This window comes from Exiguobacterium sp. SH5S4 (assembly GCF_004337045.1).
Classification (GTDB): Bacteria; Bacillota; Bacilli; order Exiguobacteriales; family Exiguobacteriaceae; genus Exiguobacterium; species Exiguobacterium aurantiacum_A.
Genome location: NZ_SJUQ01000006.1, coordinates 31,607 through 45,831 on the forward strand (window position 1 = coordinate 31,607; position 14,225 = coordinate 45,831).

Sequence of the window (14,225 nt, forward strand, 5' to 3'; positions counted from 1 at the left end):
ATGTTACTTCCCTTCCTCGATGAACGATTCGCGCACCCGACGCCAAAATGGGAACGGGCGGAACCGGGCGAACGTCACTTTTTCTCTCGCGACCGCGCAACGGATCGACTGGACGTTCGACCACGACAGTGCTTCCTGATGGTCGAACGCGAGCTCAAACTCCGTTTTCGTGTGCGGTTTGATTTTGACTTGGTGGTGCTTCGGCAACAACAGTGGTGAGCCGATCGTCCGGTAGACGAGATTATTGATCGACGCCATCTCGGTCACTTGGATCGCCTCGATCGATGGATGGACGATCGCACCGCCGAGCGCTTTATTATAGGCGGTCGAGCCGGACGGTGTCGAGATGCAAAGCCCGTCTCCGCGGAACGTTTCAAAGTAATCGTCACGGATCGACAAGTCACACACGAGCGTGCGCTTGTAATTTTTAATCGTACACTCGTTCATCGCCAACTGCCGCTCCGTCGTCCCGTCCTCATAGTCGATCAACACTTCGACGAGCGGATAAGATACCGGTTCGAACGATTCGCTCGTGATCATCTCTGTCAATTCATCGAGCTCGTCCGGCTGCCAGTCCGCGTAAAAACCGAGATGGCCCGTATGGATGCCGACGAGAAGCGTGTCGTCTAGCCGGTCGACATATTCATGGAACGCCTGTAGCATCGTCCCGTCCCCACCGACCGAAACGACGATCCGAGGTTGTTCCGAGACGGAATGTCCCGCCTCGGTCAACTTGTCTGTCAACTCACGCGCGATTTCCGCGGAACGCGCATCTCCCCTTGACACAATCGCAAACTGCATACACTCACCCCCCTAGTCTTGGTCCGTTTGGACGTTCATTTCTTTATCACGAAACACTTGCTGCGCATCTTGAATCTCGACGCGGAGCTGACTCATCTCAGCATCGAGCAAAAACGCCGCCTCCGCGGCCCGGCGCAGCCGTTCTTGGACTTCTTGCGGCATGTCGCCATCGTATTTATAGTTCAACGAGTGCTCGATTGTCGCCCAAAAGTTCATCGCGAGCGTCCGGACTTGGACTTCGACGAGCGTCGGGAATTCCCCGTGGATCGTCTGGACCGGGTATTCGATGATGATGTGATACGATCGATAACCCGATTTTTTTTGATTCGTGATGTAGTTCCGTTCCTCTACGATTTTAAAGTCGGTCCGGTGGTGCAACAGCTCGAGGACCTGCACGATATCATCCACAAATTGACACATGATTCGAAGCCCGGCGATGTCTTGCATCTCGGTCGACAAGTGATCATAGGCGATCTGTTTTCGTTTCGCTTTCTCGAGGATGCTTCCGACCGGCTTGACCCTGCCGGTAACAAACTCGATTGGAGAATGGTCATTTTGCGAGTTGTATTGCTTACGGATCGCTTTAAACTTCACTTTCAGTTCATCGACCGCAATTTGATACGGCACTAAAAATTGATCCCAGTCCACTGATTGCATATGCTGTCACCACTTTCGTTCGTTTCGGAAAACCTTGCATTTTTCCGTATGTATCCGATTGTATGGTATCATAAACCAACAATTGTTCATAGAATGGAGCGATGACGAATGACCCAAGAAGTGGAAATTGAGTTTAAATCGATGCTGACGAAAGATGAGTATGAGACGTTGCTCGAATCGTATCAGTTATCCGACCAAGTCAAATGGCAAGCCAACGATTATTTCGATACACCCACGTTTGAACTGCGCAACCAAGGCGCGGCCTTGCGCATCCGTGAGAAGAAGACCGGTCAAGTTTTGACGCTCAAACAACCGCACGATGTCGGACTGCTCGAGACGCATGCACCGATCAATGAAGAAGCGGCGGAAAATTTGTTCAAGTACGGCATCGTCCACGACGAACAGATGAAACAAGCCCTCGCCACGTTCAATTTGACCGGACCGCTCGAGCATTTGGGCCGGCTCGAGACGAAGCGTGCTGAAATCGAGACGGCAGACGGTCTGCTCGTGCTCGATGAAAGTCATTATTTGGAGATTTGTGATTACGAAATAGAATTCGAAGTGACGGACGAAACGGCAGGCCGAATCGCGTTTGAACAGCTGCTCTCGAGCCACAGTATCCCGTTACGTCCGGCCAAAAATAAAATCGTCCGATTCATGGAAGAAAAGATGAGACGGAGTGAAGGTTGAGCAGATACGTTGCCAACCTTTTTTTTTCGTTGCTACAATGAGCATACGATATAGTTGATTTTGTTTACGAGAGGAGGCGACACAATGGAACTTGAACAATGTAATGAGTCATCCTGTTCACTGGAAGAATCTTCTATCCAAGTAACATATAAGCCATTAGAGTTATTCTATTTCATGGACATCTCTGATCCCGACGGTTTCCACGTGATGACACTCATTAAAAAACTCGAGCTCGAATACGGACACTTGATTCGTTTTCGGATGGTCTCGACAGTTCCTAGTTGTGTTGGCGGATGTCAGGAAGAGGTTCGCCTTCTCACGATGATCAAGGCTATGGAATTACAAGGAAAACGCCATGCGATGCGTTTTTTGCGTCACCTTCATATTAACGACGCCTTTACGAAGGACGCTTCTAACGATGCCGACCTGTGGGAGATTGCGCGCTCTTACGCCGGATACGGGCTCGATATCGATGAGTTGGCGGCAGATATGCAGTCGGATCAACTCTTGAGCGCCCTCGCTGTCGACCATCAAATATTAAAAGACTGGGAAATCGAATCACTTCCTGCCATGACGTTCGTCACCCGTGACGAGGCGCTCAAAATCGAAGGCGTCTATCCTTACGACGTGTACCAAGCCGTTATGAGTGAACTGCTCGGATACGTACCGAATCGGCAAACCGGTTGGAACGTTGAAAAAGTGTTACGTCACTACGACGCCTCGACAATCACTGAGCTCGCGTTCATCTTAGAGCTCGACAAGCCGATCATCGAACGGGAACTGAAAAAACTGTCGCTCCAGCAACGTTGCCGCCCTGTCCCCGGCTGCAGCGGTCAAGCATGGGCCACACAAAAATAAACGGATACAAAAAGAAACCCACGGCCGGGGAGCCGTGGGTTTTTGACGTCTCAAGCGGGGACAAGAGACGCCGATCTTAACACCCGGGGAAGGTGTCAAGACGGGAGAAAGTTTACGGTCAATAAAGGGGTTTGTGATTGATTTCACACTTATAATATAACCATAGGCTCGCCTGTTGACAAGCACTTTGTTCATATTGTCACATAATGTTCACGCACGTGCACGCTTACGAAAACAGGAGTGATTCCATTTCATCGAGGACGGATTCAAACTGATCGAGCGCTGCTAACACAGGTGCTTTCGTCGTCATGTCGACACCGGCTGCCTTCAACACCTCGATCGGGTAATCACTCGATCCGGCTTTTAAGAACTTATCGATATAACGTTTAACGGCAGGCTCGCCTTCGTCCATGATTTGTTGCGACAACGCCGCTGACGCCGAAATTCCTGTCGCATACTGATATACATAGTAGTTGTAGTAGAAGTGCGGGATACGGGCCCACTCGAACGCGATCTCTTCGTCGATGACGATGTCGTCGCCGAAGTAACGCTTGTTCAACTCAAGATACGTCTCGTTCAAGTATTCTGGTGTGAGCGAGATGCCATCTTGGGCCGCTTGATGGATCTTATGTTCGAACTCAGCGAACATCGTCTGACGGAACAGCGTCCCCCGGAACGTCTCGAGTTGATTGTTGAGCAAGTAAAGGCGCTCGGCTTTGTCCGTCCGTGTCTTCAACAAATAGTCGTTCAAGAGCGCCTCATTCGTCGTCGAGGCGACTTCTGCCACGAAAATCGAATAGTCCCCATACGGGTACGGTTGCGTGGCACGCGTGTAGTGACTGTGTACCGAATGACCGAACTCGTGGGCAAGCGTGAACAAGTTGTTCACGTTGTCTTGCCAGTTCATCAAGATGAACGGTTGCGTGTCGTACGCGCCAGACGAATAGGCACCGCTACGTTTGCCGCGTGTCTCTCGGACGTCGACCCAACGTGAATCGAGACCGTCTTTGACGATTTGGACGTACTCGTCCCCGAGTGGAGCCAGACCTTGGACCATGAGCTCTTTCGCTTCTTCATAAGGCACTTTCATCTCGACGTCTTTGACGAGTGGCGTGTATAGGTCATACATATGCACTTCGTCTACACCGAGCGCTCGTTTACGAAGCGCGACATAACGGTGCAACAGATCGAGCCGTTCATTCACCGCTTCAACGAGTCCATCGTATACCGATTCAGGAATCGAGTTGTTGTGGAGTGCCGATTGACGCGCGCTCTCAAACTTGCGAACCGTCGCATAAAAGTTGTCCTTCTTCACGCTTCCAGACAGAGTTGACGCGAACGTGTTCAAGTATTGTTTGTACGTCCCATACATCGCTTTGAAAGCCGTCTCACGCACGCTGCGGTCTGCCGACTCTAAAAACGTAATGTAACGTCCGTGTGTCAGTTCGACTTCTTCTCCTTGCTCATTCTTCACTTTAGGAAATTTCAAATCGGCGTTGTTGAGCATGCCGAACGTCGAGCTCGATTGTCCGAGCACGTCGCCGGCTTGGGCGAGGATCGCTTCTTCCGCTTCCGTCAAGACGTGGGGCCGCTCTTGCGCCAACTCATCGAACGCATGACGGTAGACGGTCAACCCTTCGTGGCCGTCCATGAACGCCGTGATCTCACTTTCATCGATGGCGAGCAGTTCTGGTGTCATGAAGGCGAGTTGAGCCGAAATTTGAGCGGCGAGTGACCCGGCACGGTCGTTCAGCGCCTGATAATGGCTGTTGGCCGTATCTTCGTCATAGCGCATATGGGCGTATGTATACAGCTTATGCAGTTGACGCGAGATCTCGTCACGGAGCTGCAGCGCCGCGTAAAGTGTCTCGGCCGATTCCCCGAGTTTCCCTTTGAATTCAACGAGTTCAGGGATTCGGGCTTTGAGTGTCTCAAAGTCTTGCTCCCACGCTTTGTCGTCTGCATAGATGGTTTCTAAGTTCCACGTCTCCTCGACGGGTACTTGTTGTCGTGTTAGTACTTCTGACATATGTCCACTTCCTTTTCTCAGTTTATATACGATTTCGCCATGAATCGCTGAAACCCTTGAAACAAACGAATATCGTCACGAAGTGCTGCTTCGAGCGTGACCGGGACTTGCCAGTCGATGACATACTCTGACAAGCCGAATACGTTCAAGAGTTGTCTCCATTGTAACTGAAACGAAGAAACAAAGTCGCTTGTCGGGGTCGCGTTGAACTGGCGGCATGTCTTCTCGATGCTCCAAGCGAGCGAATCCTCAGGAGCTTCCCGTCGATTTAAATACAAGACCGTTTGAAATTCGAACGGATGAACATGAACACCCCACAGCGCCGGGAGCGGCAAATAACAGACCGTCGGCAATAGCGACGGTAACATGCCGAGCGGATAGAGACGATTCAAGATCAGCCGTCTGAAGAGCGGCGTCGGATAAGGCGGCGTCATACGCTTACGCCGCACAAGTTGAATCCATCGGTGCGCATCAAATCGATAAAACGGCTCAAACGGCGAGACGTCAAAAGATGTCGCCGGCACCCACGTGCCTTGTGCCCGTCTGAGCGAGATCGGACACCCGACGAACCGGTACAACGCGTTCTTGACCGGAACGATCAGCGTACACCGCCGCGCGATCTCACACCTCATCCACGGTGAGAAGGACGGCACCGGTTCAAGACGTAATCCGCTCGCGATCCAGATGACGGCAAGACCGTTTCGCTCATAGTGTCTCGTCCGTTCTACGTAAGAATCGACTGCTAGCGGTGAGGACTGTATTTCGACGACGAACGACGCCCCGGCTTTTGTCGCGATTAAGTCAGCCCGTCTCCCGTTAAGGTCCACTTCTTGCTCGACATCATATCCGCCCGCCTGCAGCCATTGTCTGACGCCCCATTTATCGGTTCGGTGACCAGCCGACTCTCCGCTCCCACACGTTTGAACGTGAGAAAAATGGAGCCTCCGTTTCGCTCCTCGTTTTACAATGACCCGTTCTCCGCACTGCGGACATGAAAAAGGGGCAGCCGGTTCGATTTGCCTCCGACTCAACGTATGGGCATCCACGTACTCCCCTGTCTGATCGATTGCGAACCGCATCCCGCTTCCCCCTCATAATAATGGTGAAAACATTCGTGCCAAAGATTCAACGAGTTTGATGAAATAAGATCGTTCTGCGAACGCGCCCAACTCCAACTCGTGAGACCCTTCAAAATCTTTGTAGATGTCTTGCTTGAGCTGATGAACCGAGTTCGTGTTGTACAGCAGTGCGTTCACTTCAAAATTGAGATGAAAACTACGGAAGTCCATGTTCGCCGTCCCGATCGTCGCTAGACCGTCATCGATGACGATGACTTTCGAGTGCATGAATCCTTCCTCGTACAAATAAATCTTAACGCCAGCGCTGAGCAAATCCTCATAATAAGATCGGCTCGCATAGAAGACGATTTTATGGTCCGGGAAGCTCGGTAAGACGATGCGGACATCGATCCCCGACAAAGAAGCCGTCTTCAACGCACTCATAATATCCTCGTCAGGAATTAAGTACGGTGACGAGATGTATACCGATTTTTTTGCGGCGTTGATGAGCGCGAAATAAATCGACTTCATCGTCTCGTACGGCTCGTCCGGTCCGCTGGCGACGATTTGAACACCGCCGCTCGCGCTCCGCACCGTCTCGAGCGGCTCTAGGTAGAACGGTGTGAACAAGCGCTCACCCGTCATATAGTACCAGTCTTGCAGGAAAATCAGCTGCAGTTCCGATACCCCTTCCCCTCTGACGTATAGATGCGTGTCACGCCAAAATCCGAACTTCGTATGCTCTCCTAAATACTCGTCCCCGACGTTCAAACCGCCCGTGAACGCTTCTGTCCCGTCGATGACGACAATCTTCCGGTGGTTCCGATAATTCGTTTTACTCGAGACGAGCGGTAAGACGACGGGAAAGAACGCCTGCACGTGGACACCAGCTTGTCGCATCTCTTCGAAAAAAGAACTGCTCGTATGAATCGACCCGACCGCATCATACAAAAACCGGACCTCGACCCCAGACCGCGCTTTTTCGATCAAAATCCGTTGAATTTCCCGAGAAATACGATCTTCCCGGAAAATGTAGTACTCGAGGTGAATGTGACGCGTCGCCCCGTTCAAGGCTGGCAATAGTTTCGAAAACTTTTCTTTTCCGTTTGTGAGGATTTGTGTATACGTATTCGACGAGACGGGTAATTGATTCAATGAAGACGTTAAGTGGAGCAACTTCTCGTAATCATCGTGCGGAAACACGAGCGATGGCGAGAGTGTCATCGCTTTTTGCCGATAAGCGAGATACGTTTCTTCATCCAACATCGCCTTCTCATTGAACATGCGTCTCCGCCGATAGTTTTGACCGAAGACGAAGTATGCGAATAAACCGACGACCGGAAATCCGAGCATGACGATTGCCCAGATGAGCGTTCGTTGCGGATTACGGTTCTCGAGCAAGATGACGAGCAGGATGCTAAACGTCGTCAGAAAGACGAGGATCGAGAACAGCCCAATCACTTGCGAGCTCCAGTAATAAGATAATACGGCAATGAGCCCTGCGAGCAAAAGAAGGGATAATAGTACTTGTATGCGTCGCAACATATTATAAACTGACCCCGTTTCTGTCATGTATTATTATTAATTATACATCGGAACGATATCTTTTTGAGGGAGTGGAGAAAATATGGGAACTTTTCTAGTAACGGGGGCGACGAGCGGCATCGGTCGTGCGGTCTCCTTACGGTTGGCAGAAGAAGGACACGACGTCTTAGGCGTCGGACGTGATGAGACGAGAGGTGCGGCACTAGAACTCGAATCGGATAACACCATCACGTTCCTGAAATGTGATTTATCTCAAGCTGACGAGGTCGAGGCACTCATGGACCGCCTCGCAGCCGATCAAGTCGTCCTGCACGGATTATTCAATAACGCCGCGACGTTCGGTCGCCCCGGTACGCCTGAACGGTTGCCAGCCTCTGCTTTTGACGAAGTGTTCGAACTGAACGTGTTGGCGACAAACCGCCTCATTCAACGCGCAATCCCGCTCCTCGCGACCGGTTCTAGCGTGGTCAACAACGCAGCGATCGTCGGACACGTCAAATTCCCGCCGATGCTTGGTCCATACGCCGCTTCGAAAGCGGCCGTCATCGCCTTGACGAAGACGTTCGCCCACCGGATGAAAGGAAAGATTCGTTTCAACGCCGTCTGCTTCGGACCAGTCGATACGCCGCTCAGCCATAAGCTGTACGGCGGCGAGGCAAAATTCAAAGACGCGATGAGCCACCATTTCCGCGGGAACGCCGCTTCACCGGAAGAAGTCGCACCGGTCGTCACGTTCTTGCTAAGTGATGCGTCGAGCTATATTAACGGCCAAGCCATCACCATCGATGGTGGTTACAGCCTGTCTTGAACGCGAAAAGGGGTCGTCTACGAATTAGACGGCCCCTTTCGCTTTTGTGCGAACAGCTATATATTATGCCTTGATTTTCCTCGCTTGCATCATCTGGGTCGTCAAGAACGCCTTTTCGCGCGGATGCAAATCATCCCATGCGAGCACGTCTTCAATGTAATCGACGAATTCTTCAAACGTGTCGTGATGCGTTGGATGAGCGCGCAGGCGTCCGATCCGGATCGCCTCGAAAATCGACGCCATCACGAAAATGTCATGGCTCGCGTACGTTTTGATCGGCGCGAGCGCCTCGAATAACGTCGCTTCCATCGCTTTCCGTTTGATGTGCCAATCACTCTTACCGTTTGAGAAGACGAAATCCCCTTCCGGAAGTTCGCTCAATTCCCGTAAGATATCCCCGATATAGTGAATCGCATGAATCGCCGTGTTCGGGTCGTTAATCCCCGGTGATACTCCTTTAAGGGCGATCTCACTCAATTTTTCAATGACGAACGCCGGGTCTTGGATCGATGAACGGACCTCGCCGATTTGAAACACATCTTTGTCGAGAGCGTCATCCCCTAGCCAATATCCGAGAATATCTCCTTCCGCCACAAAGTCGCCGACCGCGACGACCGATTCGAAACTGATGTCGTGATCTTCTTGTTTCTCGCTCGAGAACAATTGAACATAGCCGGTCCGCGAGGCGTACACCGCTTGCCCTGTTTCGAACGTATGGACCGATCGTTTCAGCACGATGCTCACCTTTCCGTCTTCGACCGCTTGCTTCTGTTTTACGATGACGGATAATGCTTCTCGATGTAAGGACGATAACAGGCGTTCAGCTTGAATCGAGACGCTAATCGTCTGAATGAACTTGACGAACGCCCAGATCGAACTGACGACTAATACGACGCTGACACCTGAGGCGAGGACGGCGTCCTCTTCCGATGTCCGAATGAGAAATAAATTCGTGATCCCGTATACAGTAGTCATGATGAAAATACCGAGCGTATGTTTCGAAGCCGAGTTCGTTAAAAAGTTATTGATTGTACGGGGCGAAAATTGAGATGAATACGTCGTCAGCACGACTAAAATCGTCGAGAAACTGAACGTCATCATCGTCATGAGACTCGTGAACGACGACGAAAGGACGGAAGCGGCTGAATCCTGATCCAAATAAATGATTTTTGGCAACAGTTCGCGGAAAAAGCTACCGAAGTATTGCGTCAGAAACGTTAATACGATACCGCCTGTCCCATACAAAAACGGGACGAACCACGTACTGTCTGACAACATCAATTGTAAACGCTTGAACATCAAGTCACCTCTTCATATGTATCAATTAGTAAAAAAGTCGCCTGTCCGTTTGAACAGGCGATTCGAGTTTAAAAATAGTGGCGTACTTTCGAGAACACGTCGCCGTCGAGAATTGGTTTACCGTACTCCTCGAGCATAGCGAGGGTTTGCGTACTGAACGACAAATATTCGGCTAAAAGACTGAGGACGTTCTCTTCTTCTTCCGGCTCCATCTCGTCCGGGAAGTCAATCCACAAGTAGTAACGGTTTTCATAATGGAATAACTTGAGGGTGACGTTATCCAACGTATCACCGGCCCGTTTGCTCAGAGCGATAATGGCCTCAAAGTCATCCGTATCCATGGCTAACGGAGCCCACGCCTCCGGTTCAGTTTCGACTTCATCGAGTTCACTCAACTGGTCAAGGACAGACTGTTGATCACGCGCTTCGTCGATCGCGTTGCGCAAGAGCGAGCCGAGTTCTGCGTCGTCTTCTGTGTCGATCACATTTTTGGCGATCGTGACAGTCACTTCAAGCCCTTTTTCAAACGCTTGTACTTGTATCCATAGTGGACCATCGAACGAGATATCTTCCCGTTCGTGCGCTTCGTCCATCATCTGCCAGAACAGCTGCTCACCACGTTCTCGGTTGTACCAAATTTCATCCCGGGCGAATCCGCGTTTCTCGATATCGACATAAGTGATGAAAAACTTGACGGTATTGTCATTGATGCGCTCAATTTTCACGATTGTCCACTCCCTTCTGACCTCACTCCTACTTCTTAAGGAGGAGAGGGGAAATTGTCTTGTTATCATAGTACCCTTTTTTTCACCTGTCAATCTATTGATGATGGGGTGTGTATCACTATTTTATCGGAAAAACGAGATAATAAAAAGCACACTGCTTGGACAGTATGCTTCCTCACTCGTTGACGAGTCGTTGCGCTTCTTGAAGTTGGAACGTACGAACTTTACGAGGCAAGAACCGACGAATCTCATCTTCGTTATATCCGACTTGAAGGCGTTTTTCATCAATCAAAATCGGACGGCGAAGGAGGCCCGGATATTCTTGAATCAAATCGTACAACTGCTGAAGCGAAAGTGCGTCGACCGATACATCAATTTTCGAGAAAACTTTTGAGCGGGTTGAGATGATCTCATCTGTGCCGTCTTCTGTCATGCGTAAAATCTGTTTAATCTCATTGAGTGAGAGTGGTTCTGAGAATATGTTTCGTTCTGTAAATGGGATATCATGCTCTTCGAGCCAAGCCCGTGCTTTTCGGCACGATGTACAGCTCGGAGACGTATAAAGTGTGACCATTTTCGTTCCTCCCTGATCAAATGTTCGTCCATTTTTTCGTGACTCTTCTTGTATACCCAAAATCTCGTTCACGTAATTATAATAATTCTTATTTACTGAAACTTCAATGATATTCTTTCTCATCCGGGGAAGAAAAGAGGACGCATTCAGAAGAATGCGACCTTGATCGACCGTTCTACGAAGCTGGAATCCGAGAAACCGGTTGTGACACCGTTTCTTTCCCTGGCTTCACTTGCAAGTCTTTCAATTTCTTCTTGAGCACTTCTTTTAACAGTTTCTTTTTCTGTTGCAGTACTTTGTCACGCTCTTTCATGGTCTCTCACCCCCCATGGACGAAAGGAAAAAACAACCATTACTGTATCTGAAAATCTTAAAGTTGCACTAATCTATAGTTAAATTATAGCACATCCTATTGAAAAATGTTGAACAATCTCGTAAAAAATCATGATTTCACACGTTCCAAATTTGCATTTACTTATCCATTCCCGTATAGTTAATAGAAATAATCTTTGAAATCACCAAGGAGGAGAGCACGAATGAGAATCACGTTAGAAACGATCATGCAGCATCACGTCACCCAGAAATACTTGACACGATCTGGATTAAAACATGCCGTCGACGTCTGTGAACGCGCTCTCGAATTGGCGACACGACGAGGACTCGACACCGATCTAGCAACGAAGGCTGCACTGCTCCACGACATCGGTCATTACGAATGGTACACCGAAGGCAAGTGGAACTATGACTTGTATCGTCAAAACGATATCCACGCCATCAAAGGCGCGGAACGCGCGCATAAACTGTTGATCCGGCTCGGAGAAGACCCGGCTCGGGCCAAGGAAATTTCCGTCATGATCCTGCTTCATACGGATTCTTACCTTCCGCCTAGCCGCATCCAACGGACCCCGCTCCAACAACTCGTCCATGATGCCGACACGTTCGTCGAACAACCGGGCGGCCTTCACCATTATGAAACAATGGAGATTGAAGATGCGCTTGCTCGCGTCCGCTCCATCGATGCCGTCGTCGAGCGTCTCTCGAACTTGCCGCGCATCTCAAACGCTTAACACCGTCCGGGTCTCCCACGGTGTTAAGCGTTTGAGCAAAAAATCCCCGAATCCAATTGGATTCGGGGATTTTCGTATTAGACGAGCTGGGCTTTATACGCCTCATATTCTGCGTCTGTGAGCGAAACATAGTGACCTGGTTCGACTTCACGAAGCGCAGGGATACTCGAATCTTCATCCGATCGTCCGACAGCACCAAGTGAGCCAGACTCGTAGACGATCCGCTTACGTGTCCGTTCGTGTTCTGGGTCCGGAAGCGGGATCGCAGACAAGAGCGATTTCGTATAGGCGTGAATCGGGTTCTCGTACAGGCGCTCTGCCGATGCAAGCTCGACGAGGTGACCTTGGTACATAACGCCGATCCGGTCTGAGATATACTTGACCATCGACAAATCATGGGCGATGAACAAGTACGTGAGATCGCGGTCCCGTTGCAACTCTTTCATCAAGTTGACGACTTGAGCTTGGATCGACACGTCGAGTGCCGAGATCGGCTCGTCGGCGATGATGAACTCCGGTTCAACAGCGAGTGCCCGGGCAATCCCGATCCGCTGACGCTGTCCGCCTGAGAATTCGTGTGGATAACGGCTCGCGTGCTCTTTCGTGAGGCCGACCGTCTCGAGGAGGTCGTACACACGGTTCATCCGTTCTTCATTCGTCTTGGCAAGGCTGTGGATATCGATGCCTTCGGCGATGATGTCAGCGACCGTCATCCTCGGGTTGAGCGACGCATACGGATCTTGGAAGATCATCTGCATAGCCCGGTTGAATTTCAACTTCTCAGCCTTATTCTTTTTCCCGTGGACGTTCTCACCTTTGAAAAGAACATCCCCGTCTGTTGCATCGTAAAGGCCGATGATCGTACGGCCTGTCGTCGATTTACCGCAACCCGACTCTCCAACGAGGCCGAGCACTTCACCTTTGTAAATATCGAACGAGATGCCGTCGACCGCTTTAACGACGCGGCCTCGACCAATGTTAAAGTGCTGCTTCAGGTCTCGTACTTCTAGTAATTTCTCACGTTCCATTATTCAGCACCACCTTTCAAAATCGATTTTGCGAACGCGCTGTCAGGACGATACTTGAGCGCGAGCTCACGAATCGCTCGCGGCGGCGTCACTTGCGGTGCTTGTGGATGTAAGAGCCAGCTCGCTGCATAGTGTGTATCGCTAATTTGGAACATCGGTGGTTCTTTCTCGAAATCAATCTTCATCGCATACGGATTACGCGGTGCGAACGCGTCGCCTTTCGGCGGGTCAAGCAAGTTAGGCGGAGTGCCTGGGATGGCCGGGAGCGCTTCGTTCGGATCGTCGGTCGGACGCGGCATCGATCCGAGCAGTCCCCAAGCGTACGGGTGACGCGGCTCATAGAAGATTTCATCAACCGTTCCTCTTTCGACGATTTTACCGGCGTACATGACGGCGACACGGTCAGCCATGTTCGCGACGACACCGAGGTCGTGCGTGATGAAGATGATAGCCGTACCCGTTTTTTGCTGAATGTCTTTCAACAATTCTAAAATCTGAGCTTGGATCGTCACGTCGAGTGCTGTCGTCGGCTCATCGGCAATCAACACTTTCGGGTTACATGCGAGCGCGATCGCGATGACGATCCGTTGGCGCATCCCGCCTGAAAGTTGGTGCGGATATTGTTTAAGACGTGCCTCTGGGTTCGGGATCCCGACGAGCGTGAGCAATTCGAGCGTACGCTTCTTCGCATCTTCACCTGTCAATCCCTGGTGTTGCTTCAATCCTTCGGCAATCTGTTTGAAGATTGTCATCGTCGGGTTGAGTGACGTCATCGGATCTTGGAAGATCATCGCGATGTCGCGGCCGCGGATTTTCAACATTTCTTTTTCTGACAACTTCGCCAAGTCTTTTCCTTCGAACAAAATTTCTCCGTTCGTGATCTCACCTGGCGGGTTCGGAATGAGACGCATGATCGCTTTCGATGTGACGGATTTACCAGAACCCGATTCACCAACGATTGCGAGTGTCTCGCCTTTTTTCAAATCAAACGATACGTTGCGGACGGCTTGTACCGTTCCGGCATACGTATGGAACGAGACTGCTAAGTCTCGGACAGATAAAATCGTTTCCATGCACGAGTCCCCC

Annotated in this window: 15 protein-coding genes; 4 read left to right on the forward strand and 11 right to left on the reverse strand. The window is 50.6% G+C overall.

Annotated features, from left to right (window positions below; all coding sequences use genetic code 11):
* Nucleotides 1–3: 3 nt before the first annotated feature.
* Together EVJ32_RS05385 and yjbM are read right to left on the reverse strand one after the other, a co-directional pair.
* On the reverse strand, nucleotides 4–801 hold the full coding sequence (locus tag EVJ32_RS05385; RefSeq protein WP_070327624.1) for an NAD kinase: 798 nt from the start codon (nucleotides 799–801) through the stop codon (nucleotides 4–6).
* Nucleotides 802–813: 12 nt separating this feature from the next.
* Nucleotides 814–1,458, reverse strand: a complete 645-nt coding sequence (gene yjbM / locus EVJ32_RS05390) for a GTP diphosphokinase (RefSeq protein ID WP_131457277.1) — start codon at nucleotides 1,456–1,458, stop codon at nucleotides 814–816.
* A gap of 108 nt (nucleotides 1,459–1,566) precedes the next feature.
* Here yjbM and EVJ32_RS05395 point away from each other — a divergent pair, with 108 nt between their 5' ends.
* Nucleotides 1,567–2,148, forward strand: coding sequence for a CYTH domain-containing protein (locus EVJ32_RS05395; protein ID WP_201738389.1), 582 nt, complete (start codon nucleotides 1,567–1,569; stop codon nucleotides 2,146–2,148).
* Nucleotides 2,149–2,232: 84 nt separating this feature from the next.
* Nucleotides 2,233–3,006: a DsbA family protein gene (locus tag EVJ32_RS05400; protein WP_236639484.1), complete on the forward strand. Its 774-nt coding sequence runs from the start codon at nucleotides 2,233–2,235 to the stop codon at nucleotides 3,004–3,006.
* Nucleotides 3,007–3,232: 226 nt separating this feature from the next.
* Here the strand turns inward: EVJ32_RS05400 and pepF are convergent, their stop codons facing one another.
* The 3 genes from pepF to cls are packed head-to-tail and all read right to left on the reverse strand — an operon-like array spanning nucleotide 3,233 to nucleotide 7,638.
* Nucleotides 3,233–5,035 carry an oligoendopeptidase F gene (pepF, locus tag EVJ32_RS05405; RefSeq protein ID WP_131457279.1) on the reverse strand — a complete coding sequence of 601 codons (1,803 nt, stop codon included), beginning with the start codon at nucleotides 5,033–5,035 and terminating at the stop codon, nucleotides 3,233–3,235.
* Between the two features lie 17 nt (nucleotides 5,036–5,052).
* Nucleotides 5,053–6,114, reverse strand: coding sequence for a competence protein CoiA (locus EVJ32_RS05410; protein WP_131457281.1), 1,062 nt, complete (start codon nucleotides 6,112–6,114; stop codon nucleotides 5,053–5,055).
* Between the two features lie 12 nt (nucleotides 6,115–6,126).
* Nucleotides 6,127–7,638 carry a cardiolipin synthase gene (gene cls / locus EVJ32_RS05415; protein ID WP_131457283.1) on the reverse strand — a complete coding sequence of 504 codons (1,512 nt, stop codon included), beginning with the start codon at nucleotides 7,636–7,638 and terminating at the stop codon, nucleotides 6,127–6,129.
* Between the two features lie 82 nt (nucleotides 7,639–7,720).
* Here cls and EVJ32_RS05420 point away from each other — a divergent pair, with 82 nt between their 5' ends.
* On the forward strand, nucleotides 7,721–8,446 hold the full coding sequence (locus EVJ32_RS05420) for an SDR family NAD(P)-dependent oxidoreductase (RefSeq protein WP_131457286.1): 726 nt from the start codon (nucleotides 7,721–7,723) through the stop codon (nucleotides 8,444–8,446).
* Nucleotides 8,447–8,509: 63 nt separating this feature from the next.
* Here EVJ32_RS05420 and EVJ32_RS05425 read toward each other — a convergent pair whose 3' ends face one another.
* From EVJ32_RS05425 to EVJ32_RS16265, 4 genes are all read right to left on the reverse strand, one after another.
* Nucleotides 8,510–9,745 carry a DUF2254 domain-containing protein gene (locus EVJ32_RS05425; protein WP_131457288.1) on the reverse strand — a complete coding sequence of 412 codons (1,236 nt, stop codon included), beginning with the start codon at nucleotides 9,743–9,745 and terminating at the stop codon, nucleotides 8,510–8,512.
* Between the two features lie 68 nt (nucleotides 9,746–9,813).
* Entirely contained in the window at nucleotides 9,814–10,470 is a 657-nt protein-coding gene (gene mecA / locus EVJ32_RS05430; RefSeq protein WP_131457290.1) for an adaptor protein MecA, read from the reverse strand.
* A gap of 175 nt (nucleotides 10,471–10,645) precedes the next feature.
* A complete protein-coding gene (gene spxA / locus EVJ32_RS05435; protein ID WP_015881217.1) occupies nucleotides 10,646–11,044 on the reverse strand; it encodes a transcriptional regulator SpxA in 399 nt (132 codons plus the stop codon).
* A gap of 175 nt (nucleotides 11,045–11,219) precedes the next feature.
* Entirely contained in the window at nucleotides 11,220–11,357 is a 138-nt protein-coding gene (locus EVJ32_RS16265; protein ID WP_167331259.1) for a hypothetical protein, read from the reverse strand.
* Between the two features lie 223 nt (nucleotides 11,358–11,580).
* On the opposite strand from EVJ32_RS16265, the gene EVJ32_RS05440 reads away from it, so the two are divergent.
* Nucleotides 11,581–12,111, forward strand: a complete 531-nt coding sequence (locus tag EVJ32_RS05440) for an HD domain-containing protein (RefSeq protein ID WP_131457292.1) — start codon at nucleotides 11,581–11,583, stop codon at nucleotides 12,109–12,111.
* Nucleotides 12,112–12,188: 77 nt separating this feature from the next.
* Here the strand turns inward: EVJ32_RS05440 and EVJ32_RS05445 are convergent, their stop codons facing one another.
* A complete protein-coding gene (locus EVJ32_RS05445; protein WP_131457294.1) occupies nucleotides 12,189–13,139 on the reverse strand; it encodes an ABC transporter ATP-binding protein in 951 nt (316 codons plus the stop codon).
* Entirely contained in the window at nucleotides 13,139–14,212 is a 1,074-nt protein-coding gene (locus EVJ32_RS05450; RefSeq protein ID WP_071399491.1) for an ABC transporter ATP-binding protein, read from the reverse strand. Before EVJ32_RS05450 ends, EVJ32_RS05445 begins: the two co-directional genes overlap by 1 nt.
* Nucleotides 14,213–14,225: the final 13 nt, after the last annotated feature.